Origin of the sequence: Novosphingobium sp. PhB55 (assembly GCF_004368805.1) — a bacterium.
Classification (GTDB): Bacteria; Pseudomonadota; Alphaproteobacteria; order Sphingomonadales; family Sphingomonadaceae; genus Novosphingobium.
Window position 1 is genome coordinate 96,882 of record NZ_SODQ01000005.1, and the last position, 22,730, is coordinate 119,611.

General features: G+C 66.5%; 23 protein-coding genes and 1 tRNA gene. 15 read left to right on the forward strand and 9 right to left on the reverse strand.

Annotation, left to right across the window (positions count from 1 at the left end; genetic code table 11):
* Positions 1-202: 202 nt before the first annotated feature.
* A tRNA-Leu gene (locus tag EDF57_RS13130) sits at positions 203-289 on the forward strand.
* Positions 290-477: 188 nt separating this feature from the next.
* On the opposite strand, the gene EDF57_RS13135 is transcribed toward EDF57_RS13130, so the two are convergent.
* Positions 478-1,350 carry an NTP transferase domain-containing protein gene (locus tag EDF57_RS13135; RefSeq protein WP_134094637.1) on the reverse strand — a complete coding sequence of 291 codons (873 nt, stop codon included), beginning with the start codon at positions 1,348-1,350 and terminating at the stop codon, positions 478-480.
* A gap of 180 nt (positions 1,351-1,530) precedes the next feature.
* Here EDF57_RS13135 and EDF57_RS13140 point away from each other — a divergent pair, with 180 nt between their 5' ends.
* Positions 1,531-3,003 carry an ATP-binding protein gene (locus EDF57_RS13140; RefSeq protein ID WP_132264825.1) on the forward strand — a complete coding sequence of 491 codons (1,473 nt, stop codon included), beginning with the start codon at positions 1,531-1,533 and terminating at the stop codon, positions 3,001-3,003.
* 123 nt (positions 3,004-3,126) lie between these two features.
* On the opposite strand, the gene nadB is transcribed toward EDF57_RS13140, so the two are convergent.
* Positions 3,127-4,755: an L-aspartate oxidase gene (gene nadB / locus EDF57_RS13145; RefSeq protein WP_134094638.1), complete on the reverse strand. Its 1,629-nt coding sequence runs from the start codon at positions 4,753-4,755 to the stop codon at positions 3,127-3,129.
* A 257-nt stretch (positions 4,756-5,012) separates the two neighbouring features.
* Between nadB and EDF57_RS13150 the strand changes: the two genes are divergently transcribed.
* Positions 5,013-5,195 carry a hypothetical protein gene (locus EDF57_RS13150; RefSeq protein ID WP_134094639.1) on the forward strand — a complete coding sequence of 61 codons (183 nt, stop codon included), beginning with the start codon at positions 5,013-5,015 and terminating at the stop codon, positions 5,193-5,195.
* A 2-nt stretch (positions 5,196-5,197) separates the two neighbouring features.
* Here EDF57_RS13150 and EDF57_RS13155 read toward each other — a convergent pair whose 3' ends face one another.
* The 4 genes from EDF57_RS13155 to EDF57_RS13170 all read right to left on the reverse strand — a co-directional run bounded on the left by EDF57_RS13155 (position 5,198) and on the right by EDF57_RS13170 (position 7,306).
* Positions 5,198-5,530 carry an SMR family transporter gene (locus EDF57_RS13155; RefSeq protein WP_166675283.1) on the reverse strand — a complete coding sequence of 111 codons (333 nt, stop codon included), beginning with the start codon at positions 5,528-5,530 and terminating at the stop codon, positions 5,198-5,200.
* A gap of 37 nt (positions 5,531-5,567) precedes the next feature.
* On the reverse strand, positions 5,568-6,515 hold the full coding sequence (locus EDF57_RS13160) for an ABC transporter ATP-binding protein (RefSeq protein ID WP_134094882.1): 948 nt from the start codon (positions 6,513-6,515) through the stop codon (positions 5,568-5,570).
* 82 nt (positions 6,516-6,597) lie between these two features.
* Complete coding sequence (locus tag EDF57_RS13165) at positions 6,598-6,846, reverse strand: hypothetical protein (RefSeq protein WP_134094641.1); 249 nt, start codon at positions 6,844-6,846, stop codon at positions 6,598-6,600.
* A gap of 34 nt (positions 6,847-6,880) precedes the next feature.
* Complete coding sequence (locus tag EDF57_RS13170; RefSeq protein ID WP_134094642.1) at positions 6,881-7,306, reverse strand: helix-turn-helix domain-containing protein; 426 nt, start codon at positions 7,304-7,306, stop codon at positions 6,881-6,883.
* Positions 7,307-7,426: 120 nt separating this feature from the next.
* Between EDF57_RS13170 and EDF57_RS13175 the strand changes: the two genes are divergently transcribed.
* The 5 genes from EDF57_RS13175 to EDF57_RS13195 all read left to right on the forward strand — a co-directional run bounded on the left by EDF57_RS13175 (position 7,427) and on the right by EDF57_RS13195 (position 9,914).
* On the forward strand, positions 7,427-7,996 hold the full coding sequence (locus EDF57_RS13175) for an FMN-dependent NADH-azoreductase (protein WP_134094643.1): 570 nt from the start codon (positions 7,427-7,429) through the stop codon (positions 7,994-7,996).
* Positions 7,997-8,170: 174 nt separating this feature from the next.
* Positions 8,171-8,383: a zinc-finger domain-containing protein gene (locus tag EDF57_RS13180; protein WP_132264813.1), complete on the forward strand. Its 213-nt coding sequence runs from the start codon at positions 8,171-8,173 to the stop codon at positions 8,381-8,383.
* Between the two features lie 167 nt (positions 8,384-8,550).
* Positions 8,551-8,949 carry a hypothetical protein gene (locus EDF57_RS13185; RefSeq protein ID WP_243841055.1) on the forward strand — a complete coding sequence of 133 codons (399 nt, stop codon included), beginning with the start codon at positions 8,551-8,553 and terminating at the stop codon, positions 8,947-8,949.
* A gap of 85 nt (positions 8,950-9,034) precedes the next feature.
* Positions 9,035-9,382, forward strand: a complete 348-nt coding sequence (locus EDF57_RS13190; RefSeq protein WP_132264811.1) for a hypothetical protein — start codon at positions 9,035-9,037, stop codon at positions 9,380-9,382.
* Positions 9,383-9,398: 16 nt separating this feature from the next.
* Positions 9,399-9,914, forward strand: a complete 516-nt coding sequence (locus EDF57_RS13195) for a thermonuclease family protein (RefSeq protein WP_243654155.1) — start codon at positions 9,399-9,401, stop codon at positions 9,912-9,914.
* Positions 9,915-10,000: 86 nt separating this feature from the next.
* Here the strand turns inward: EDF57_RS13195 and EDF57_RS13200 are convergent, their stop codons facing one another.
* Positions 10,001-11,053, reverse strand: coding sequence for a ribonucleotide-diphosphate reductase subunit beta (locus EDF57_RS13200; RefSeq protein ID WP_132264807.1), 1,053 nt, complete (start codon positions 11,051-11,053; stop codon positions 10,001-10,003).
* A gap of 330 nt (positions 11,054-11,383) precedes the next feature.
* Here EDF57_RS13200 and EDF57_RS13205 point away from each other — a divergent pair, with 330 nt between their 5' ends.
* The 5 genes from EDF57_RS13205 to EDF57_RS13225 all read left to right on the forward strand — a co-directional run bounded on the left by EDF57_RS13205 (position 11,384) and on the right by EDF57_RS13225 (position 18,014).
* On the forward strand, positions 11,384-11,644 hold the full coding sequence (locus EDF57_RS13205; RefSeq protein ID WP_132264805.1) for a DUF2171 domain-containing protein: 261 nt from the start codon (positions 11,384-11,386) through the stop codon (positions 11,642-11,644).
* Positions 11,645-11,785: 141 nt separating this feature from the next.
* Positions 11,786-12,013, forward strand: coding sequence for a DUF2171 domain-containing protein (locus tag EDF57_RS13210; protein ID WP_132264803.1), 228 nt, complete (start codon positions 11,786-11,788; stop codon positions 12,011-12,013).
* A 236-nt stretch (positions 12,014-12,249) separates the two neighbouring features.
* Positions 12,250-14,700, forward strand: a complete 2,451-nt coding sequence (locus EDF57_RS13215) for a PQQ-binding-like beta-propeller repeat protein (protein WP_243841056.1) — start codon at positions 12,250-12,252, stop codon at positions 14,698-14,700.
* Positions 14,701-15,043: 343 nt separating this feature from the next.
* Positions 15,044-15,547, forward strand: a complete 504-nt coding sequence (locus tag EDF57_RS13220; RefSeq protein ID WP_166675275.1) for an META domain-containing protein — start codon at positions 15,044-15,046, stop codon at positions 15,545-15,547.
* A 10-nt stretch (positions 15,548-15,557) separates the two neighbouring features.
* The gene (locus tag EDF57_RS13225) at positions 15,558-18,014 is read left to right on the forward strand and encodes a mechanosensitive ion channel domain-containing protein (protein WP_134094646.1); all 2,457 of its coding nucleotides are present in this window, start codon (positions 15,558-15,560) and stop codon (positions 18,012-18,014) included.
* 42 nt (positions 18,015-18,056) lie between these two features.
* Here the strand turns inward: EDF57_RS13225 and EDF57_RS13230 are convergent, their stop codons facing one another.
* Together EDF57_RS13230 and EDF57_RS13235 are read right to left on the reverse strand one after the other, a co-directional pair.
* A complete protein-coding gene (locus EDF57_RS13230; RefSeq protein WP_132264797.1) occupies positions 18,057-19,403 on the reverse strand; it encodes a TldD/PmbA family protein in 1,347 nt (448 codons plus the stop codon).
* Between the two features lie 104 nt (positions 19,404-19,507).
* The gene (locus EDF57_RS13235) at positions 19,508-20,005 is read right to left on the reverse strand and encodes a hypothetical protein (protein ID WP_243841057.1); all 498 of its coding nucleotides are present in this window, start codon (positions 20,003-20,005) and stop codon (positions 19,508-19,510) included.
* 212 nt (positions 20,006-20,217) lie between these two features.
* Between EDF57_RS13235 and lptB the strand changes: the two genes are divergently transcribed.
* A complete protein-coding gene (gene lptB, locus EDF57_RS13240) occupies positions 20,218-21,030 on the forward strand; it encodes an LPS export ABC transporter ATP-binding protein (protein ID WP_243654152.1) in 813 nt (270 codons plus the stop codon).
* Positions 21,031-21,086: 56 nt separating this feature from the next.
* Positions 21,087-22,568 (forward strand): RNA polymerase factor sigma-54, encoded by a 1,482-nt coding sequence (rpoN, locus tag EDF57_RS13245; RefSeq protein WP_134094647.1) that lies wholly within the window; start codon positions 21,087-21,089, stop codon positions 22,566-22,568.
* Positions 22,569-22,730: the final 162 nt, after the last annotated feature.

The following is a 22,730-nucleotide window of genomic DNA, read 5'->3' on the forward strand; positions in this document are numbered from 1 at the left end:
CGCTGCCGGCTTTACAGCGCGCCCGGCCGCAAGGCCTGGGCGCGTTTCTGCATGGTCACGCGAATCCGCCACAAAATCGGTGACCTGCAAAATAATTCGATCTTTTTGAAAATAATTGGCGGAAGCCACTTGCCGGGTTCGGAACCCTTTGCTAGTGGCGCGCTCCTGCCAAGGGGCGGCTTCGAAGCCCCCCGGTGATTTAGCGGTCATGGCGGAATTGGTAGACGCGCAACGTTGAGGTCGTTGTGGGCGAAAGCCCGTGGAAGTTCGAGTCTTCTTGACCGCACCATCACTCTTGTAGATCAAGATTGGACGAAGCCTTCGGGCCCCCGCAAGGGGGCCCGAAAGTCGTTTGGGCTCCTGAGAATCGTTGCCTCGCCAGCCGCGCAGCCGACATGGCGGACTGCCCGTCCAGGCTTCCATTCCATCTCTATAAGCAGATCGCGGCGCCGCTGCCCTCAAGTGCAGCAGGATGCCTCAGGCGACGGCGCGCGCCACGCCTTTGCCGAGTTCGTCGGGAGAGACAGGCGTGCTGTCGCCCAGCAGGTCGCGCACGATCGCGTAAGTCCGGTCGTTGTCGACATCGATGGCCTGGGTGCCGTCGGCCATGATGACGGCGCGCACCCGCAGGCCCATGCGGCGCGACGCGCGCACGACGGCGCCCGACAGCGATTCCATGCCCAACTTGATCATCACCAGCCCCACCAGGCCGATCGCCCGCAGGATGCGTGCGCTTTCCCGTCCGCCGATGCGGGCGCCGCGAAACACGTCCACGGCATCCACGAAGCGGGCCCCCGCCATGCCGTAGAGATCGCATGTCGCGAACTCGCCGTCGCGCAGCGCGATATAGTTGCGCAAGGCGCTGGGATGCGCCGCCTCCACCGCATCACGCCGGGCAAGCGCGAACGTCACGTCGCAGCCCTCCAGCATGTCGGCCATGGCATCGATCGATTCCGGGCTGAGCAGCGCATGATCGGCCGTGGTGACGAGCAGCGGCCCGTCCCAGTCTTCCGCCGCGGCGCGCACGCTTTCGGCGATGTCCTCTTTCGCTTCGACCAGCGCAATGGTGCCCCGGCCCGGCAGGCGGGTGAGCACGTCCCAGATCGGATCGAACGCCTCACGCTCGACGCAGACGGCCAGGCTGGCGACGCGCGGATGCTGCGCGGCGGTCTGCAGCACATGGGCGATCAGCGGCCGACCCGCCAAGGGGATCAGGCAGCGGTGCTTCTCTCCGAAGCGTTCCGCCAGAGGGTCGACGCCCGCCGGGCCCAGCCCATGACCGGCCAGGACGACCAGGCGGAGGGGTGGGTGTTCGATGTCGTCGATATCGGGAGAAACCGGAGGAGTCATGATCCCTGACGCTATGCCCCGTACTTGTGACAGCGCCGTGACTTCGGCCACCGCCCTGCCGCGCGCCGGGCGCAGAACTCCGCGATTCTCGCAGGCGGATCGGCCGCCGGATGTTCAAGCTATGGATAACGCGCCCGCTTCGGCTTGCCTCTCGCCGCCCGCTTGCCCAAGGCAGCAGACGTGAGCGCCAATATCGTGATCGGCCAGACCCCGCAGGGCGAGTCGATCGAGATCGACATCAAGGAACTACTCGCGACCCGCCTGCTGGTGCAGGGCAATTCCGGGTCCGGCAAGTCGCATCTGCTGCGCCGCCTGCTCGAAGAGAGCGCCTCGGTCGTGCAGCAGGTGGTGATCGACCCGGAAGGCGACTTCGTCAGCCTTGCGGAGGAATTCGGCCATGTCGTGATCGACGGCGCCGCTTATGCCGAAAGCGAGATCGTCCGCCTCGGCGCACGCATCCGCGAGCACCGCGCCTCTGTCGTCCTGGCACTGGACGAGCTGGAAATCGACCAGCAGATGAAGTGCGCCGCGCAGTTCCTCAATGCCATGTTCGATGCCCCGCGCGAGCAGTGGTATCCCGCGCTGGTGGTGGTGGACGAAGCGCAGATGTTCGCGCCCGCCGCGGCCGGCGAAGTCTCCGAAGAAGCGCGCCGGGTCAGCCTGGCGGCCATGACCAACCTCATGTGCCGCGGACGCAAGCGCGGGCTGGCCGGCGTGATCGCCACCCAGCGCCTCGCCAAGCTGGCCAAGAACGTGGCGGCCGAAGCCTCGAACTTTTTGATGGGACGCACGTTCCTCGACATCGACATGGTGCGCGCGGCCGACCTGCTGGGCATGGAACGGCGCCAGGCGGAATCGATCCGCGACCTGGCACGCGGCCAGTTCCTCGGCCTCGGCCCGGCGATCAGCCGCCGCCCGGTGGCGGTCAACATCGGCTCCGTGCTGACCGGCGCGAAGTCGGTCACCCCCGGCCTGATGCCGCTGCCCACCGCCTCGACCGACGAGCTGCGCGAACTGCTGCACGACAATCTGCACGTCGAGCCGGACCGCCCCGAATTCGCCCGCCCCGCACCGCGCCCGGCAGTGGACGTCGACGCGTTGAGCGAAACGATCGCCCATGGCCAGCCGGCATCCGCCGCGGCGCCCCCGCGCCTCGAACGCCCGGAACCCGAGCCCGAGGAAAACCGCGCGGCGATGCTCGAAATCCTCAACACCATGGCCCAGGACCCGGAATGCACGTTCCAGTCCTCGACCACGCTGTTCCAGGACTTCACGATCCGCTGCCGCATGAAGGGTATCTCGGTGCGCGGGGTGGACGCCACGATGTTCCGCCGCGGCTTCGCGGCCGCCATGGCCGGTATCGAAGATCCCGACGACGAGCGCTGGTTCGATCTCGTGAACCTGGCCAAGCACGTCCCCGACGATGCGCTGGCGCCGTTCTACATGATCGCCCGCGCCGCGATGGACGGGCTGCCCTGCCCGGATGACATGACCCTGGCCCGGATCTACGGCACCAGCAGCCCCCGCCGCGTCGCGCGCCTGCTCGACTATCTGGAGAAGGATGGGCTGATCGTGGTCCGCACGGACTTCTCCGGCAAGCGCTCGGTAGGCCTGCCCGACCTTGGCGTCACGACGGCACCTGTCGAGGGCTGAAGTTCCAGGACCTCCTGCAAGAGGTGCAGGCCCCTTGCTCCCCGAACAATCGGCGTTGGCCGGCTCGTTTCCGCGCCGCTTTCTCGTCCTGACCCTCGGTCAAGGCATGCCGGAATTGCCGCTTCAGGGCACCAGCACGGTATCGTGCGGCTCGGCCTCGGCCCGGGGATAGTCCAGCGTGAAGTGAAGCCCCCGGCTCTCATGCCGGTGCAGCGCCGAGCGGACAATGAGTTCCGCCGTCTGAAGCAGGTTGCGCAGTTCGATCAGGTCGGTCGAGACGCGGAAGTGGCGGAAGTATTCCTCGACCTCGCCGTTGAGCATCTGGATGCGGTGCATGGCGCGTTCCAGCCGCTTGGTGGTGCGTACGATGCCGACGTAGTTCCACATGAACCGGCGGATTTCCGTCCAGTTCTGCTTGATGACGACTTCCTCGTCGGAATCGATCACCCGGCTTTCGTCCCAGGCGCGGACGGGGGGCGGACTGTCGAACGCGTCCCAGTGGTCCAGGATATGGGCCGCGCAGGATTCGCCGAAGACGAAGCATTCGAGCAGCGAATTGGACGCAAGCCGGTTGGCGCCGTGAAGCCCGCTCTCGGTGCATTCGCCCGCCGCATAGAGACCCGGCAGGTCGGTCTTGCCGTCAAGGTCGATCAGCACGCCGCCGCAGGTGTAGTGCTGGGCGGGCACGACCGGGATCGGCTCTTTCGTCATGTCGATGCCCAGGCCCAGCAGCTTCTCGTAGATGTTCGGGAAGTGCTCGCGGATGAATTCCTCGGGCTGGTGGCTGATATCGAGGTGAACGTAGTCCAGCCCGGAGCGCTTGATCTGGTCGTCGATGGCGCGGGCCACGACATCGCGCGGGGCCAGTTCGGCGCGCTCGTCGTAGTCGGGCATGAAACGATGGCCGGTGACCGGGTGGAGCAAGTGCCCGCCCTCCCCGCGCACGGCCTCGGTGATGAGGAAGTTCTTGACCTCCAGATTGTAGAGGCAGGTGGGGTGGAACTGCATCATCTCCATGTTGGAGACGCGCGCACCCGCGCGCCAGGCCATGGCGATGCCGTCACCCGTGGCCCCGCGCGGCGCCGTGGAGAACTGGTAGACGCGTCCCGCGCCGCCTGTCGCCAGGATCGTCGCGCGGGCGGTATGCGCGGCGACCCGGCCGGATTTCTCGTCGAGCGCGTAGACGCCCCAGACCCGCCCCGAACCCGAATAGCGCAGTTCGTGCCGGCCGGTGATCAGGTCGATGCACGACTGCCCGGGCAGCAGCGTAATGTTGGGATGGTCTTCCGCGGCCTTGAGCAAGGCGCTCTGCACCGCCCAGCCGGTAGCATCGGCGACATGGACGATACGGCGATGCGAATGGCCGCCCTCGCGCGTGAGGTGAAGCTCGCTGCCCTCGGTGTTGAACGGCACGCCCAGTTCGACCAGCCGCTCGATGGCATGGGGCGCGCGCTCGATCACGAACTCCACCGTTTCGCGCCGGTTGAGGCCCGCGCCGGCCACCATGGTATCCTCGATATGTTCGTCGAACGTATCGCCCGCATCGAGCACCGCGGCGATCCCGCCTTGCGCCCAGGCCGTGGAGCCGCCGGTCAGCCCGCCCTTGGCCAGGACCAGGACCTTCAGCTTGTCGGCCAGTTCCAGCGCCGCGGTCAGCCCGGCCGCGCCGGAGCCGATCACGATCACATCGTGTTGCGGCCAATCGGACGGGGAAGGGTCTTGCGCGGGGACGGGATCAATATTCGTAACCATTCCGGCTCCATGCCGGGACTGGGCGCGTCACGCAATATTTAGCTTTGCCCGCCAAGGCCGCCCGCAATCATGTTGCAGTGCAGCGTTACAGTCTCTAAACTCGCCGGATATTCATTAAGAGGGTAACATCGCCCCAAACCGGCCCGCGCAGAGAAAGCCGGACCGTTTCTCGACCGACTTCTTCAAGGTCAGCTTCTTCGGGCCCGCGTTTTTCGGACCCGCATTCTTCAAGAAGCTTCTGCAGGGAGCATGCCGGGATGACTGCCTTTTACCGACACCCCCTCCAGACTATGTTCTGCCATTTCGACCGGCACGCGCCGGACCGCGATTCCGTGCATTGGGACGGCACGCATTACGCGGCGATCTGCAGCCTCTGCAGCCGGACGATCCGCCGCCATGCACACAGGGTCTGGAAGGAATTCCCCGAAGGCCGCGCCTGAGGTCAGTGTGCTGCGGCCCGGGAGAACAAGTTCATCACGATCACCCCGGCAATGATCAGCGCCATGCCCAGGATCGCGGGCAAGTCCAGCTTCTGCCCCTGGAATATCCACGCGATCCCGGCAATCAGCACGATCCCCGCGCCGGACCAGATCGCATAGGCCACGCCGGTCGGCATGCCGCGCAGCGCCAGCGACAGGCAATAGAACGCCACCATATAGCCCGCCGCCATGATCAGCGTCGGCACCAGCCGGGTGAACCCGTTCGACTGCTTGAGAAACGACGTGGCGATCACTTCGGCGACGATGGCGATCGCCAGGTAGAGGTAGCTCACCAGGCCGATCCCTGACGGCAGCACCCTACCGGCGGCGCGATCACGCCGCGACCGAACTGGTGAGGCTGACGAAGACGTCCTCCAGGTCCGCCTCGCGCGTGGTCACGTCGATGATGGCGAAGCCCTGCGCCTGTACGGCCGAGAGGATCTCGCCCGCGTTGCTGCGGTCCTTGTCGTAAGTGATCTGGAGAACGCGCTCCCCGGTCATCTCGCACTTGAGGAAGCCGGGGTGGCTGGGCAGCGCCGAGACGTCGCGGTCCAGCGTCAGCACCAGGATCTTCTCGCGTGCCATGCCCACCAGTTCGCGGGTCGGCTTGTTGGCGATCAGTTCGCCGTGATTGATGATGGCGATCCGGTCGCACAGTTCCTCGGCCTCTTCGAGGTAGTGCGTGGTGAGCACGATGGTCGCGCCTTCGCGGTTGAGTTCGCTCACCAGTTCCCAGAGCTGGCGGCGCAGTTCCACGTCCACGCCGGCGGTCGGCTCGTCGAGCACCAGCACCGGCGGCTGATGGACCAGCGCCTTGGCGATCAGCAGACGGCGCTTCATGCCCCCCGAAAGCGTGCGGGCATAGGCGTCGCGCTTGTCGGACAAGTGCACCGCGCGCAGCAGCTCTTCCGAGCGGCGCAGCACTTTGGTGATGCCATAGAGCCCGGCCTGGTTCTCCAGCACTTCGAACGGCGTGAAGAACGGGTCGAACACGATTTCCTGCGGAACGATGCCGATCGAGCGCTTGGCGTTGCGCTGGTTCCTGTCGATATCGAAGCCCCAGATATCGATGGAGCCCGAGGTCTTGCGCACGAGCCCCGCCATGATGTTGATCAGCGTGGACTTGCCCGCGCCATTCGGGCCGAGCAGCCCGAAGATCCCGCCTTCCGGAACGTCGAAGGATACGCCCTTGAGCGCCAGCTTGCCCTCTCCGCTTCCGGCGGGGGCGTAGCGCTTCTTGAGGTCGCGGATCGAGATGGCGGCGGACGTCGTGCTGGTCATGGCCCGCATGTGGGGCAGGACGGCGTCCCAGTAAAGGCCCGGCATGCGCTCCCCGGCGCTTCAAGTTCCGAAAAACGGCCGCTCAGTGCCGGGGCGGGTCGATCAGTTCGCCCTGGTTGCCCTCGTCCGCCTCGCCGATTTCCTGGTGCTGCCGGATCGTCTGCAAGGCGCGGGCCCGGGCGGGATCGAAAACATCGAAAGCGCCCTCGAACCCCATGCCGATCGCACGGTCCTGGCGCTTGCGCCGCGCGCGCCGCATCATCCGGCCAATCAGCGCCGGCATGGCGATCAGCAGAACCAGCGCCGTGCCCAGGACGACGACCGCTTCCATGGTGCCCCCTTGTCCTGTCCCCTCGGCGCCCGGATCAGCTGTCCGCGCTGCGGCTATCGAAGAAATTGCGGCTCGCCTCGATCGCCGGACGGTTGGCGAAGGCCCAGGCTCCCAGTTCCTTCACCGGCAGCGAAAGCGAGCGGCCGAGATCGCTGAGCGCATATTCGACGCGCACGGGTACGCTGGGATGAACGGTGCGCAGCACCAGCCCGTCGCGCTCCAGCGCCCGCAAAGTGCGCGAGAGCATCTGCTGCGAGATGCCGTCGATCGCACGCTTCAATTCGTTGAAATGACGGTCGCCTTCCAGCAGCGTCATGACCACCAGCATCGACCACTTGTCCCCCACCCGGCTGAGGATATCCCCGATCACCCGGCAGGCGCCGGCGGAATGCACCATGTCCGGCGCCGCGGCGGAGACCGGCGCTGCGGGAACCGGCTTCTCAAGGGTAGTCATCTTCATGGTACCTGGTCCTGAAAAAATGCGCTCTTGGCGTTCTTCGCAGTGCAACATAGCTAGAGCCAGTCATTATTCCAGACCAACGCCATTTTCCAGACTGCCCTTCCAGAAAGGCCAAACGTCATGAAGCTTCTCCACCTCGATTCCAGCATCCTCGGCGAAAACTCCGTCAGCCGCGCCGTTTCGGCCGCGATCACCGCCTCGCTGACCAAGGCCGATCCCTCGCTGGAGGTTTCCTACCGCGATCTCGCCGCCGAGGCCCTGCCGCACCTCACCCTCGACGTGCTCGGCAATCCTGAAGGCACGCCCGAACTGGCCGAATTCCTGGCTGCCGACGTGGTCGTGATCGGTGCGGGCATGTACAACTTCACCATTCCCAGCCAGCTCAAGGCCTGGTTCGACCGCGTGCTCGTGGCCGGCAAGACCTTCCAGTACACTGCCGAAGGTCCGCAGGGCCTGGCCGGCGGCAAGAAGGTCTACATCGCCCTTTCGCGCGGCGGTTACTACGGCGAAGGCCAGCCCGGCGCCGCGGTCGAGCATGCCGAGAGCTATCTGCGCGCGGTCCTGGGCTTCATCGGCATCACCGATCCCATCTTCGTGCTCGCCGAAGGCATCGCCATCGGCCCCGACGTTCGTGAAAAGGCGCTTGCCGACGCCCTTGCCGAAGCAGGCACCCTGGCTGTCCCGGCCTGACATCCAAGGCATCTTCCGGCCGCGCGGCCGGGCACAAACGGGCGCCCGCCCGTTTTTGAGCGGCACCGGCCCGGGTTTGACCCGGGCCGGTGCCGCAAGCCATTCGGAAGTGATGAGCCCGCTAAGCAAAGACTCGCTGGAAATTCCCGTGAAGGCTTGGTAATCGGCCGATCCATGAGCACGCAGCCCGAAACCGTCTACACCGATTCCCACCGCGTTTCCTGCGACGGGGCCACCGACATCCGCGCCGCCGGCAACTATGTGCCCGCCGCCCTCGGCCACCCGCGCGTGTGGCTGGAGATCGACGAGAAGGGCTATGTCGACTGCGGCTATTGCGACCGCCATTTCGTCCTGAAGAACGGCCCCGCCGACCAGCGCGCAGCCTGATCCGCATTCCGGGCGCGACCGGGCCCATGGCGGCCCGGCGCCCGATCCTGCCTTCCTCTCCCAGCTACCTGCGTCCTCCCAGCCGGGGAACGCGGGAAAATCCAAGTCTTGCACGCTTGTCATAAACCGGGCAGCATCCCGGTCCGGGAACAGCATGGAGGAAAGCCATGGACGACCTGGACCGCATGAAGGCGAATTCCGGCCCGGATACCGAACGGGGTCCCGGCACGACTCCCGGCTTCGAATTCAATCACCCGACGATCATCAGCCTGCTCTACCTGGCGTCCTGCATCACCGGCGTCACGGCGATCGTGGGCGTCGTCCTTGCCTACGTCTGGCGCGGAGAAGCCGGGGGTGGCTGGGAACGATCGCATTACCAGTACCAGATCAACACATTCTGGATCGGCCTGGTCGGCTCGGTCCTGGGCGTGCTGCTCCTGGTCGTGGTGATCGGCTTCCTGGTGCTCATGGCCGTGGCCGTGCTGGTGATCGTGCGCAGCGTGATGAGCCTGCTCAACGCGCAGAAGCACGAGCCCATGCCCGATCCAGCGACTTTGTGGATCTGAACGCCGCCGGCGTCGGTAACCGAATGATAAGAATGATACGCCATATATCGTTTAGAGGGATGCCGGGGGGCGACTGCCTGTGAACATGCTCAGAATACGTGCGCATCAGCGCTATGCCCTTCGCCGCGAAGCGAGCATCCTGCGTGGGTCACGCCGGATCGGCACCGGCCTTCTTGTGGAAGTGTCGCAGGAAGGCTGCCGGATCGGCTGCGTCATGCCTGCCGACCTGCTGCCCGACCCCATCGAGAACGGCGAAGTGCTGCTCATCGCCCCGGATGGCGCGGAGCCGTTCGAGGCGCGGGTGCGCTGGAGCGGCAACGGCACGCTGGGCTTCCGTCTCCTGCGCGCTTTCCACCATCATGAGCTGGACAGGCTGATTCGCACTTGCCGGGGCGAATTCGACGCCCCAGATGCGCGCGAATACGGAACCTGAGGACGCTTCTTCCCCCATGCCAAGACCTTACCGCCGGCCCTCGCACCGGCGCTGGCACCCGGCTTCGATCTGGCTGCTGCTGCCCCTCGTTCTCGTGGCCGGGCTCTATCTCTGGCACGACCAGCGCAGCGGCGCGCCCACGCTGGGCGGCGGCCTGTTTCCCGCCGCGCCCGATACCGAGACCGCGCGCTTCGCCCATTGCTCGGGTCCGGTACGCAAGACCTGCGTCGTCGATGGCGACACCTTCTGGTACCAGGGCACCAAGATCCGCATCGCCGACATCAACACCCCCGAGACCAGCACGCCCGAGTGCCGCGACGAGGCGCAGCTCGGCGCGGAGGCGACGCGCCGCCTGATCGCCCTGCTGAACGCCGGTCCCTTCACGCTCCAGCCCGGCGGCGATGGCCGCGACAAGGACCGCTACGGCCGCGCCCTGCGCATCGTCACCCGCAAAGGCCGCAGCCTGGGCGCGACGCTGGTGGAGGAAGGCCTGGCGGAGCAGTGGCAGGGGCATCGCCGCAGCTGGTGCTGATCGGCACACCGCCAGGAAACGGACCGGCATGGAAAAGGGCCCGGAAGCGCTGCTCCCGGGCCCTTTCCTGTTTCTCGTGAACCGGCTTATTCGGCCGCTTCGGTCGCACCGAACATGTCGGGTTCGGTACCGTCGGCCACGAGCACTTCGTCGTTGGCCTTCACCTTGCGGCGCGAATCGAAGTTCGACCACACGTCGTTCCAGTTGCCGCGCGTCGCGCCCTTCGAATATTCCGTCGAACGGGTTTCGAAGAAGTTCGCGTGCTCCACGCCGTTCAGCAGCGGCTGAAGCCAGGGCAGCGGGTGATCCTCGATCAGGTAGATCGGGTTCAGGCCCAGCTGGCTGAGGCGCCAGTCGGCGATGTAGCGGATGTACTTCTTGATGTCCTTGGCGGTCATGCCGGGGACCGGACCCATCTCGAAGGCCAGGTCGATGAAGGCGTCTTCCAGGCGAACCGTGGTCTGGCACTGGTCGGCGATGTCGTCCTTCACGGCCTTGGTAAGGCAGTTACGCTCCTGCACGAAGGCGTGGAACAGGCGGGTGATGCCCTCGCAGTGCAGCGATTCGTCGCGCACGGACCACGAGACGATCTGGCCCATGCCCTTCATCTTGTTGAAGCGCGGGAAGTTCATCAGCATCGCGAAGCTGGCGAAGAGCTGCACGCCCTCGGTAAAGCCGCCGAACATGGCCAGCGTGCGCGCGATGTCCTCGTCATTGTCGACGCCGAACTTCTGCAGGTAATCGTGCTTGGCCTTCAGCTCCTCGTATTCGAGGAACATGCCGTATTCGCTTTCGGGCATGCCGATGGTGTCGAGCAGGTGCGAGTAGGCGGCGATGTGCACCGTCTCCATGTTGGAGAAGGCGGTGAGCATCATCTTGATCTCGGTGGGCTTGAAGACGCGCGCGTACTTCTCGTGGTAGCAGTCCTGCACTTCCACGTCGGCCTGGGTGAAGAAGCGGAAGATCTGGGTGAGCAGGTTGCGCTCATGCTCCGAGATGTTCTGCGCCCAGTCGCGGCAATCCTCGCCCAGCGGAACTTCCTCGGGCAGCCAGTGGATCTGCTGCTGCGTCTTCCAGAAGTCGTAAGCCCAGGGGTATTCGAAGGGCTTGTAGGTCTTGCGGGCTTCGAGAAGGGACATGGGCGGACAACTCCGGGGGTTCGATTCGCATGGGGCGCCGGGCGATTCGAAAGGCCGATACGCGGCCTTTCGCGCCTTTCCCGGCGCATGATCTTGGAGGCCCGGAGCAAGCTCCGGGGCCGATGCCCGCCACGATACCCAAATTTGATCGTTTTTGGAGCGGGTTGGCAAAAGTTTGCACAGCAAAAAGGCACATCTTGCGCCTTGACCAATATGGGGACGCAAGGGCTTGTGGGCCAGCGGTAAGTGGCGAATCGTGGAACCGGGCCGGTTTGCAGCGCTTTCTCCCTTATCGACAAGCCCGTCCCGCCCTTCACGGAGGAATAAGCCATGCCCCCTTCACCATCGGACTTCGACCCCGTCCAGACCTCCTGGCCCACCGAATCGGGCGTCGTCAAAAAGGGTATGACGGTGATCGCGGCGGACGGCAGCGCGATCGGCACGGTCGATCATGTCGACGGGCAGGAAGTGGTGCTGGAAGGCGAAGGCTCGTCCTTCATCGCGGTGTCGGAGATCGACGGTGTCGACGGCGACAGGATCCTCCTCTCCCCGCGCGGCGATGCCACCTTCGGGCTAGGGGCCGAGCCCTGAGCGCGCCGGGCGCGGGAACCCTGATCCGCCCTGCCGCAGCCTCGCACGAGCCGTTTTGCCTGCGGGACCAAATGCCGGAACGAAGCGCCGAAGCGGGCCGTTAGAAAGGCAGATACTCTCACCCGCACAGGAGAACCCCTCATGTTCGAGAAGCTTCGCATCCGTGAGCACATGGAAGTCACCGATTATACCGGCAAGCATGTCGGGACCATCGACGAGGTCAAGGACGACCAGCTCAAGCTCACCCGGTCCGACAGTTCCGATGGCGCCCATCATTTCATCGCTTTCGACAACGTGGACCGCATCGAGGACAACCGCGTCTACCTGAAGGAAGGCACGCCGATCCCCATGGGCGCCGGCACCAACTGACGCCTTCGTCCCTGGATGACAGATAAGGGAAGCGCGCTCGCTTCCCGACGGAACCCCGGCCTCCCGCCCCCGGACGGCCGGGGTTCCTGCGTCTGCCGCCGCTCTTCGCTCGGGCGATGGGCGCGCAAGTTATGATACACAAAGGCTAGCAACTCTTCCCAAGCCCGCGCGCGGCTGATAGCCCGTGCAACAAGAACAGAAGACGGGCCAGAATAACAGGTAACGGGGGAAGAGCCGTGATTGCACGCCCAAGCACTGCCGCGCTGCGGCTCCTGATCGCGGCCCTGCTGCCGCTCGCCCTGACCAGTTGCGACAAGCCGGCCCAGCCGATCGAACAGGCCATGGTCACTGACCCGGACGAATGGCCGAGCTGGGGCCGCACCGGCAGCGAAGCCCATTATTCCCCGCTCGATGCGATCGACACCGACACGGTAGGCCGGCTCAAGCTCGCCTGGCACTTCGACCTCGAACCCGGCTATACCGCCAGCACGCCGCTGATGGCGGAGGGCAAGGTTTTCCTCACGTCCGGCCACTCCCACATCCGCGCGCTGGATGCCGTGACCGGCAAGCAGCTCTGGGAATACGACGGCGGCACGCGCGAGCGCGCGACTTCGGCGCTCCAGATGTCCTGGGGCAACAAGGGCATCGCCTATGAGGCCGGCGGAAACGGGACGGGCCACGTCTTCCTCGTCACCACGGACGGCTACGTGATCTCCCTTGATGCAAGAACCGGCAAGGAAGTCTGGAAGACATACGACTTCCCGGACGATTCCCCGCGCAATTCCAACGGCGCCCCGCGCGTGTTCGGCGGCAAGGTGATCGTCGGCTTCGGCGGTGCGGACATCAGCCCGGCGCGCGGCTTCGTCTCCGCCTACGATGCGCGAACCGGCAAGCTCGCCTGGCGGTTCTACACCACGCCGGGAGACCCGGTGACGCCCGGGAACGAAAAAGCCGAAGCGGTCATGCGCAAGACCTGGCCCGGCGGCTGGACAAACCCCGACGGCACCCGCCGCGGCGGCGGTGGCACGGCCTGGAACGCCTTCAGCTACGATGCCGAACTCGGCCTCGTCTACCTCGGCATCGGCAACGGCTTTCCCTATAATCAGGCGAAGCGCAGCCCCGGCGGCGGGGACAACCTGTTCCTCGCCTCGATCGTGGCGGTGGACGTGAAGACCGGCGCTTACAAGTGGCACTACCAGGTCTGCCCTGCAGAGCAGTGGGATTGCACCGCCACCACCGACATGACGCTGGCCACGCTGAAGATCGACGGCAAGGACCGCAAGGTGCTGATGCAGGCGCCGAAGAACGGGTTCTTCTACGTGATCGACCGCGCGACCGGCCAGTTCATCTCGGCGCAGAAGATCGCCAAGGTCACCTGGGCCGACCATATCGACGGCAAGACCGGACGCCCGGTGGAAAATCCCGGAATCCGCTATGCCGGCAAGCCCGGCCTGTTCGAACTCTGGCCCGGGCCTACCGGGGCGCACTCCTGGATGCCGCAGGCCTACAGTCCGCTCACCGGGCTGGTCTATCTCCCGGTCATCGAACAGGGCGCGCTCATCGGCGACGGCCAGAAGGGCGGCGGCGAGATCACGGCAGGCATGGGCGTGACGCTGATCCCCGAAGTGGAACTGCCGGGCAGCCACAAGAGCTTCCTGCGCGCCTGGAACCCCGTCACGCAGTCGCTCGCCTGGGAAGTGGAGCTGCCGGGCAACTGGCCGGGCGGCGTCATGGCCAGCGCCGGCGGCCTGGTGTTCCAGGGCCAGATCGACGGCAGGTTCGTGGCGCGGGACGCCAGGACCGGCAAGCAGCTCTGGTCGTTCAAGACCGAAAGCCCGATCGTGGGCGCACCGATCACCTATCGCATGAACGGGCGGCAGTACGTCACCGTCATCACCGGCAGCGGGGGCAACGGCGCGGGGATCAATTCGCCCGGCAATGCCGCCTTCCGTACCGACTATCGCCTGCCGCGCCGGGTCCTCACTTTCGCGCTGGACGGCCAGGACACGATCCCGCCCTTCGTCATGCCGGACCTCGTCCCGCCCACCGATCCGGACTTCAAGCCGGACCTCGCCCGCGCCCAGGCCGGCGCCATGCTGTTCGGCACGCGCGCCTGCCTGGTCTGCCACGGCTGGAACGCCGTGGGCGGCGGTGCCGCGCCGGACCTGCGCTATTCCCCGATCATCACCGATGCGGCCACGTTCCGGCAGGTGGTGAAGGAAGGCGCCCTCAAAATGAACGGCATGCCGCCGTTCCCCGCCTTCACCGACGAGGAACTGGAAACCATGCGCTTCTACTTGCGCGCCAGGGCCCAGGCCGCCCCGGCCGAGCAGAAGGCGCTGCTGGACAAGGCCAGGACCGCGCAAGCCAGCCATGCAAAGCCGCAGGACTTCGCGGGCACCTGGAACATCGTGATCCAGACCCCGGTCGGCGCGCAGAAGGCGGTCATGGTCCTGAAGGTGGCGGGCAATATGGTGACGGGCAAAGTCAGCGCCGACCAGGGCACGGTGGAAGTCGCGGGGGGCGTGAAGGACGGCCGCGCGAAATTCCAGGGCAAGGCCTCGATGCCCATGCCGATCACCGTGAGCTACGACGTCACGGTGCGCGACGGCAAGCTCAGCGGCGAAAACGCCAACGGCCCCTTCGGCAGCTTCCCCCTCACCGGCACGCGGCCCCAGGCGCGGTAGCCGGGGCCATCGAAGGGCGGAGGGCCTGGCTCTTGCGGGCGGGACGACAGACCCCGGAGCGGCGCGCGCTGCTCTCCTAAGCCTTCTTCCGGGGCCCGCGCGCCTGGTACAAACCGGAATCGGCACGGACGTTTCCGATCAACAGCCGCCCCCGAACCGCAAGACGTTCCGGGCGGGCTGGAACACGCGATCGACAAGCGCTTCTCGTTTTATGGCTTTGCAGGCTATACCCATATCGATTCCAACGTGCCGACCCGCGACTACCGGGGCTTCGTCGGCCGTCTGGGCATCCGCTGGAACATCGGCCTTACCAACTGACCGCAACAGCACCGGGAGCCAGGCAATGAACAGGTTTACCGCCGTTACCGCCCCAACCGCCGCTCTGGCCCTTGCCCTCGCGACCGGGCTGGCCACGCTCGCCGGCTGCGCGGCGGACGGCGCCCCGCCGCCGTCTGCAGGCCCGGCACCCACGCCTTCCGCCAGCCCCGCTGTTCTGGCAGGCACCTCCTGGAAACTCGTGCAGTTCCAGTCCTCGGATGACGCCCAGGGCACCAGTACGCCGGGGGAGGGTCGGAGCTATACCCTGGAGTTCGCCGCCGACGGCGCGCTGGGGATGCAGTTGGACTGCAATCGCGGGCGCGCCACTTACACGGCGGCGCCCAGCGGAGAAGGCGGCACCCTGTCGATCGGTCCGGTCGCCTCCACGCGCGCACTCTGCCCGCAGCCGGACATCGGCCAGACCCTTGCCGCCCGCTTGCCCGACGTGGCCAGCTATACTTTGCGCGGCGGCCACTTGTTCCTTGCCCTCAAGATGGATGGCGGCATCTTCGAACTCGCGCCGCTCTGAGCCGCCCGGCGTGACATCCCGCACTTTCGGTACCGACCGCCGACAGGGCCGAGCCTGGTTGGCGCGCATCTGCATGGCGCTGGCCGCAGCCTGCTGTCTCGTCGGTGCCGCGCCGCCGCAGCACCCTTCCGTCCCGGAAGTGCTGGCCTCGGCCGTCCCCGCCGTGCGCCAGAAGGACGCGCCCCCTCCGCCGCCCAAAGCCGACGACGCCTCCGACCCCGCCCTCACCGCCGGCTTCGAGGCCGATGCCGCCAGTGCCAAGGCCATCCTGCGCAAGCCCCCCAGCCGCTTCGACTACGACGAAGTGCACAAGCTCAACCTGCTGCGCGACCGTCTGGCCGCCGACCGCGACCTGGCGCGCGAACTGGCCGATCGCAGCAACCTGGACGCGCGGATCATCCAGGCCCAGATCAATGCCCTCGGCCCGCTGCCCGAAACCGGCAAGACCGAGGCCTCGGCCATTACCCAGCAGCGCAAGGTACTGGACGCAAAGCTCTCCGTAGCGCTCGCCCCGGTGCTGCGCGCCCGAGAGGCGCAGGCGCGCGCGGCAACGCTGGTGACCGATCTCGACAACCGGATCTCTACCATCGAACGCCTGCGCAAGGGCGAGCGCGCCCGCTCGGTGCTGGACCCGCGGCTGTGGGTGGATTTTGCCTGGGACGTGTCGCACGGCATGAGCCTGGTGGCTCACAATGTGGCCGGGGCCTACGCTAAGGAAGGCTTCGGCGGCCTGGTCGGCCGCCTGCTGGGCGCCACGGCGCTGGTGCTGCTTGGGCCGTTCGCATCCACCTGGGCCTTGCGCGCGGGCAGCCGCGCGCTGGAAAAGCGCATTCCCACCAGCCAGCAGCTTTCAAGCCGCCTGCCTCTCGTCGTGCTGGAGGACGTGACCGGCGCAATCGTGCTGTTCTTCGGCATCGGCTGCACCATCGGCGCATTCGTCCTCGTCCTGAAGCCGTTCATGGCCATGCCAGCGCTGGTCACGCTGAGCGTGCTGCTGGTGCTGGCGGCGCTGATGGTCGCCATCGCCCACTGGCTGGGCCGCAGCACGCTGCGATCCCCCTTCACGGAACTGCGACTGGTGCAATTGCGGCCGGAACTGGTGGACAAGGGCGTCTCGACCGTCCGCTGGATCGGCATCGTCATGGCACTGGAGGCCGTGGTGGAGGGGCTGGAGCAGGGCGGCTTCGCCTCCGGCACCGTGATCGACCTGATCTCCGCCCTGCTGCTGATCGGCGGAGGCTGGTTGATCTGGACCCTGGCCAACCTGCTGCGCGACGGCCGCCAGGAAGAGGCGCACGAAAAACACACCGTAGGCGATGCCCTCGATTTCGCCGCCCCGTTCAGCCGTGTCCTGAAACTCCTGGTGATCGGCAGCGTGAGCGCCGCCGCGATCGGCTACATCGTGCTCGCGCGCGAGATCTTTTCCGACGTCGTTGCCTCCATCGCCATCATCGCCATCGCCATCTTCCTCCACCGCCTGATCTCCGCCGTGCTGGACATGCTCGCCCAGGGCCGGCTCAAGCGTTATCACCGCACCCTGCACATCATCCCGATGGTGACGGGACTGCTGCTCACGCTCGGCACGCTGCCGCTGCTGGCCGTGACCTGGGGCTACAACAGCCGCGAGATCGGCGACGGCATCGTGGCGCTGCGCAGCGGCGTGACCATCGGCCGCGTCAACCTTTCTGCCGGAGACGTGCTGACCTTCTTCTTCGTTTTCCTGGGCGGTTACGCGATCACCCGCTGGCTCAAGCGCGTGCTGGACCTGACGGTGCTGCCGCAGTTCGGGCTGGACCGCGGCTCGCAGGCCTCGATCGTGACGATGATCGGCTATGTCGGCGTCGTCCTCGCCACCGTGCTCGCCATCGCCAGTACCGGACTGGACCTGTCGAGCCTGACCTTCGTGGCCGGGGCGCTTTCGGTGGGGCTGGGCTTCGGCCTCCAGTCCACCGTCGAGAACTTCACGAGCGGGATCATCCTGCTGGTCGAACGGCCGATCCGCGAGGGCGACTGGATCGAGGTCGGGAATTTCTCGGGCATCGTGCGCAAGGTCTCGGTGCGGTCCACCCATCTGGAGAGCTTTGACCGCCACCAGATCATCATACCCAATTCCCAGCTCATCACCGGCAGCGTCAAGAACCTAAGCCTGGGCGCGGCTCTGGCCCGTGTGGTGGTGCCGGTGAACGTGGCCTACGGCTCGGATCTGGAGAACGTGCGCATCGTCCTGCTCGACATCGCCGCCACCCATGCGGGCGTGCTGCAATCGCCCGCACCCACGGTGACGCTGGACGGCTTTGCGGAAAGCGCCGTCAACTTGCGCCTGCTCGTCTTCGTGCCCGATGCGACGGATGGTTCCGCGATCGCCTCGCAGCTCCGCTTCACGATTGCCCAGCGGTTCGGCAAGGAAGGCATCCAGATGCCCTTCCCCCAGCGCGAAATCCACATCCGCAAGGATCGGGACGCCTAGCCAGGCCAGTTGCGCGCGACGGGAAAACGCCCTGCGGCCCGCTCAATCTCCGGCGATGGTCATCCCGTCGACGCGCAAGGTCGGCACGTTGATGGCGCGGTGCCATTCCAGGTCGTTGGCGGCGCTGAGGCCCGCGAACATCGCCAGCAGGTTGCCCGCCACCGTGAACTCCGCGATCGGTCCTGCGATCTGACCGCCGACGATGCGGAAGCCCGAAGCGCCCCGGCTGTAATCGCCGGTCACGCCGTTGACGCCGTGGCCGATCAGTTCGGTGATGTAGACCCCGTCCTCGATGTCCGCCATCAGCGCTTCCGGCGTCGCCGTGCCGGGCTGGAGATGCAGGTTGCCCACCGAGACGCCCGGCGCCCCGCCGCCGCCGCGCGCGGCGTGGCCGGTCGGCGCAAGGCCGAGCTGGCGGGCCGAGGCGCTGTCCAGCAGCCAGCCGGTAAGGCGGCCGTCTTCCACCAGGTTGCGCGTCCGCGTGGCCAGTCCCTCGCCGTCGAACGGGCGCGAACGCAGGCCGCGCCGCGTGTGGGGTTCCTCCACCAGGACGATGCCCGGCGCGAAGATCTGTTCTTCCAGGCGGTCGAGCAGGAAGCTGGAGCGGCGCGCGATGGCGCTGCCGGAAATGGCGCCCGTGAGATGACCGATCAGCGAGCCGCCCACCCGCGGGTCGAAGACGACCGGCATCGGCCCGCTGGCCATGCGCCCCGGATTGAGGCGGGCCACGGCGCGTTCGCCGGCCAGCGCGCCGATCTCGGCGGGCGGCGGCAGATCCTCGCGGTGATGTGCCGAGCGCCAGGCATAGTCACGCTGCTTGGCCGAACCTTCTCCCGCCACGATCGACACGCTGACCGAGTGGCTGGTGGAGCCATAGGCGCCGGCAAAGCCATGGCTGGTGGCGAGCGCGAAGACACCGCTGCCGGCGCTGGCTGTGGCGCCATCGGAGTTGGAGACGCCGGCAATCGCGCGGGCGGCTTCCTCCGCCTCCAGCGCGGCGGCGCGCAGCGCCTGCGGGCTGGGCTCGGCCGGGTCCAGCAGGTCGAGTTCGGGCCAGGGCGCGCGGGTCAGCAGGTCTTCAGGCGCCAGCCCCGCGAAAGCGTCTTCGGGCGCTGCCTTGGCCATGGACAGGGCGCGGGCGGCGAGTTCGTCGAGCGCCTGGGGGGAAAGATCGGAGGAACCGATGCTGGCCGAACGCCTGCCGACGAAGACGCGCAGGGAAATATGCTCGCTTTCGGACCTTTCGACATCTTCCAGATTGCCCAGGCGCACCTGGATCCCCTCGGACGAACTGGCGCCGAACACGGCGTCGGCGGCATCGGCGCCGGCCTTGCGTGCACGGTCGGCGAGGTCCTGGGCGCGGTCGAGCGCTTCCTGGGGGCTGAGCATCTCTTCGGGTCTCCATGCCCTGCGAGACCGGCGCGATACCGGCACAGGGGGAGCGCAGCCCTAAACTCCGCGGCGGCCGAGCGCAAATCTCGCGTGAGGATCGTTCACGCCGTCAGCAGGGAAAGGCCCTTGAACAGCCCGGTGATCGCGAAAGGCAGCCCGATTGCCAGCACCCACAGGAGTATGCGGTCGCGGCGAAAATAGGGGCCCAGCGCGGGATCGTGGGCCTGCTCGTCGTCCAGCCGGTTCCAGCGCGCCTCGAACCGGCGGCAGGCCGGAATGATCGCGACCACCAGGATCACCAGCGCAAGATAGGGCAGCAGCGATTCGCCATGGGCCTTGAGCGCGCCCACCGTCACGAAAATCTGCAATGCGGTGTAGACCAGCAGGGCATAGGCGATGTTGTCGCTCATCTTGCGGCGCCAGTCGGTCTTCGACCAGTCGTGCATGGAACCGCCTTCGGGCGCCACGGGCTTGTCGGGAAGATGGCCGCCGCGCGATGCGGCAAGCGGATCGGGCAGGGAACCGCGCGCATCCAGGGGTCGGTTCCGGGGCAGGATCCCGGTGCGAGGCGCCGTATCTTGTTTGCCGATCCTGTCCATCATGGTTGTCCCGTCTTGTCTGCGACCTTTGATCTGTCCTGGAACCCACTAGATCACTTGAGCGGGTGGATTTCAAGTTTACCCTACAACCCGCAACAATCTTGCCCGGTTCCGCAAATGCGCCGAACCATGCAGGAAACCTGCCATTTGCCTCCATATCCGGGAATTGCCCGCTTGCCGAGCAACGGGGGCATGCGTAAACCGCTCTGAACATGACCGGAACCACCGAACTCCCCCCGCACCCGGCTGACTCCGGGCCGGACCGCCAAGGTGCAGGCCACCACGTGCCAACCGTCGCCGAAGCCGGCGGACTCGAAGTGATCTCGATCGCCAAGAGCTACGACAAGCGCGCGGTGCTTACCGACATCTCGCTGTCCGTCGCCAAGGGAGAGGTTCTCGGCCTGCTCGGCCCCAACGGCGCCGGCAAGACGACCTGCTTCTATTCGATCATGGGCCTGGTGCGCCCCGATTCGGGCCGCATCCTGATGGACGGCGTCGACGTGACGCGCTTGCCGATGTACCGCCGCGCCGTGCTCGGCCTCGGTTACCTGCCGCAGGAAACCTCCATCTTCCGCGGCCTGACGGTGGAACAGAACATCGGCGCCGTGCTCGAACTCAACGAGCCCGACAAGAACGTCCGCGCCAGCGAGCTGGAACGCCTGCTCGACGAATTCGGCCTCACCCGCCTGCGCTCCAGCCCGGCCATGGCGCTTTCGGGCGGCGAGCGCCGCCGCTGCGAAATAGCGCGCGCGCTGGCGGCCAAGCCCTCGATCATGCTGCTGGACGAACCGTTCGCCGGCATCGACCCGCTGTCCATCTCCGACATCCGCGACCTCGTGCGCGATCTCAAGACGCGCGGCATCGGCGTGCTCATCACGGACCACAACGTGCGCGAGACGCTCGACATCGTCGACCGTGCCTGCATCATCTACGGTGGCCAGGTCCTGTTCGCCGGCAGCCCCGAAGCCCTGGTGGCGGACGAAAACGTGCGCCGGCTATACCTCGGCGAAGGCTTCACGCTGTGACCCTCGCGGCAGGCTCATGCCTGTCGAAAGGCCCGCTCACGCAGGCCCGCTAGGCCATGGCCCTGGGACCGCGCCTGGACCTCAGGCAAAGCCAGTCGCTGGTCATGACCCCGCAGCTCCAGCAAGCGATCAAGCTGCTGGCGCTGTCCAACCTCGAAGTGGAAACCTTCATCGGCGAAACGCTGGAGGCCAACCCCCTGCTCGACGTGGGCGGCGAACCGGCTGCACCGGCCTCCGAAACCGTCGACGTGCCCGAAGAAGCGCGCCGCACCACGCTTGAGGAATCGCCGGTGGACCGGCTCATCGGCGAAGGGCGGGGAGAGGACGACCGCCCGCTCGATATCGACGCTTCCGCGCTCGACCGCGACCGCGACACCGGGGAATGGTCCGCCGACCTGCGCCTCGGCGGCGGCGAGGAACTGCCCGCCATCGAGGAACGCGGCCGGGGCGAAGCGACCTTGGTGGAGCACCTCGAAGCACAAGTCGGCGCTGCCACCGGCGACCCTCTGCTGGCCGGGATCGCCCGCTACCTGATCGGGCAACTGGACGAAGCGGGCTACCTGCCGGTCGCGCTCGCGGAAATCGCGGAAGACCTCGCCGTCGATCCGGCCGAGGCGGAGGCGGCACTGGCCGTCGTCCATTCGCTCGATCCCACCGGCGTCGGCGCGCGAACCCTGTCCGAATGCATCGCTCTCCAGGCGCGGGAGGCCGACCGCCTCGACCCGCTGATGGCGCGGCTGATCGACAATCTCGACTTGCTCGCGCGCGGCGAACTGGCCCGGCTCAAGCGGATCTGCGGCGTGGACGATGAGGATTTCGCCGACATGCTGTCCGAGCTGCGCGGCTACGACCCGAAACCCGGCCTGCGCTTCGGCGGCGAACCCAGCGCCGCCGTCACCCCGGATATCCTCGTCACGCCGCGCAGCGACGGCGGCTGGAATGTCGCCGTCAACCAGGCCAGCCTGCCGCGCCTGATCGTCAACCGCAGCTACTACGTGGAATTGAAAGGCACATGCGCCGACAAGGGCTCGCGCGCCTGGCTCTCGGAAAAACTGGCGGATGCGAACTGGCTGATCAAGGCGCTGGACCAGCGGCAGAAGACCATCCTGAAAGTCGCCAGCGAACTGGTGAAGCAGCAGGAAGGCTTTTTCAGCGGCGGCATATCGCAGCTCAGGCCGCTGACTTTGCGCACCGTGGCCGAGGCGATCGGCATGCACGAATCGACCGTCAGCCGCGTCACCTCGAACAAATATCTCAGCTGCCCGCGCGGGACTTACGAACTGAAGTTCTTCTTCACCTCGGGCGTCGCCGCCACCGGCGGCGAAGGCGCTTCGGCCGAGGCGGTCAAGGCGGCCATCCGCCGCCTTGTCGACGCCGAAGATCCGAAAGCCATCCTGTCCGACGATGCCCTGGTGGACCTGCTGAAGGACAAAGGCTTCGAACTGGCCCGCCGCACCGTCGCCAAGTACCGCGAGGCCATCGGGCTGGGCAGTTCGGTGCAGCGCCGCCGCCAGAAGGCTATTGCTGCGGTGCGGTAAGAACTAAGCAAGCAGATGATAAACAAGACATGTTAAATGCTTGTTGTGCTTAGTATAATTCTATTTGAATTGTTTCGATTCGTGATAGCCTTCTTTCCATGAAGTGCACCGGACTTGCGACCAACCGCAAGCTCGTGACGTCGCAAGAACGCGGTGCACCCA

Excerpts from the sequence above, each read along its gene's own strand:
- EDF57_RS13135 (WP_134094637.1), bottom strand. The coding sequence starts at position 1,350 with ATGACTCCTCCGGTTTCTCCCGATATCGACGACATCGAACACCCACCC.
- nadB (WP_134094638.1), bottom strand. The coding sequence starts at position 4,755 with ATGGTTACGAATATTGATCCCGTCCCCGCGCAAGACCCTTCCCCGTCC.
- EDF57_RS13150 (WP_134094639.1), top strand. The coding sequence starts at position 5,013 with ATGACTGCCTTTTACCGACACCCCCTCCAGACTATGTTCTGCCATTTC.
- EDF57_RS13160 (WP_134094882.1), bottom strand. The coding sequence starts at position 6,515 with ATGACCAGCACGACGTCCGCCGCCATCTCGATCCGCGACCTCAAGAAG.
- EDF57_RS13165 (WP_134094641.1), bottom strand. The coding sequence starts at position 6,846 with ATGGAAGCGGTCGTCGTCCTGGGCACGGCGCTGGTTCTGCTGATCGCC.
- EDF57_RS13170 (WP_134094642.1), bottom strand. The coding sequence starts at position 7,306 with ATGAAGATGACTACCCTTGAGAAGCCGGTTCCCGCAGCGCCGGTCTCC.
- EDF57_RS13175 (WP_134094643.1), top strand. The coding sequence starts at position 7,427 with ATGAAGCTTCTCCACCTCGATTCCAGCATCCTCGGCGAAAACTCCGTC.
- EDF57_RS13180 (WP_132264813.1), top strand. The coding sequence starts at position 8,171 with ATGAGCACGCAGCCCGAAACCGTCTACACCGATTCCCACCGCGTTTCC.
- EDF57_RS13185 (WP_243841055.1), top strand. The coding sequence starts at position 8,551 with ATGGACGACCTGGACCGCATGAAGGCGAATTCCGGCCCGGATACCGAA.
- EDF57_RS13190 (WP_132264811.1), top strand. The coding sequence starts at position 9,035 with ATGCTCAGAATACGTGCGCATCAGCGCTATGCCCTTCGCCGCGAAGCG.
- EDF57_RS13195 (WP_243654155.1), top strand. The coding sequence starts at position 9,399 with ATGCCAAGACCTTACCGCCGGCCCTCGCACCGGCGCTGGCACCCGGCT.
- EDF57_RS13200 (WP_132264807.1), bottom strand. The coding sequence starts at position 11,053 with ATGTCCCTTCTCGAAGCCCGCAAGACCTACAAGCCCTTCGAATACCCC.
- EDF57_RS13205 (WP_132264805.1), top strand. The coding sequence starts at position 11,384 with ATGCCCCCTTCACCATCGGACTTCGACCCCGTCCAGACCTCCTGGCCC.
- EDF57_RS13210 (WP_132264803.1), top strand. The coding sequence starts at position 11,786 with ATGTTCGAGAAGCTTCGCATCCGTGAGCACATGGAAGTCACCGATTAT.
- EDF57_RS13220 (WP_166675275.1), top strand. The coding sequence starts at position 15,044 with ATGAACAGGTTTACCGCCGTTACCGCCCCAACCGCCGCTCTGGCCCTT.
- EDF57_RS13230 (WP_132264797.1), bottom strand. The coding sequence starts at position 19,403 with ATGCTCAGCCCCCAGGAAGCGCTCGACCGCGCCCAGGACCTCGCCGAC.
- EDF57_RS13235 (WP_243841057.1), bottom strand. The coding sequence starts at position 20,005 with ATGGACAGGATCGGCAAACAAGATACGGCGCCTCGCACCGGGATCCTG.
- lptB (WP_243654152.1), top strand. The coding sequence starts at position 20,218 with ATGACCGGAACCACCGAACTCCCCCCGCACCCGGCTGACTCCGGGCCG.
- rpoN (WP_134094647.1), top strand. The coding sequence starts at position 21,087 with ATGGCCCTGGGACCGCGCCTGGACCTCAGGCAAAGCCAGTCGCTGGTC.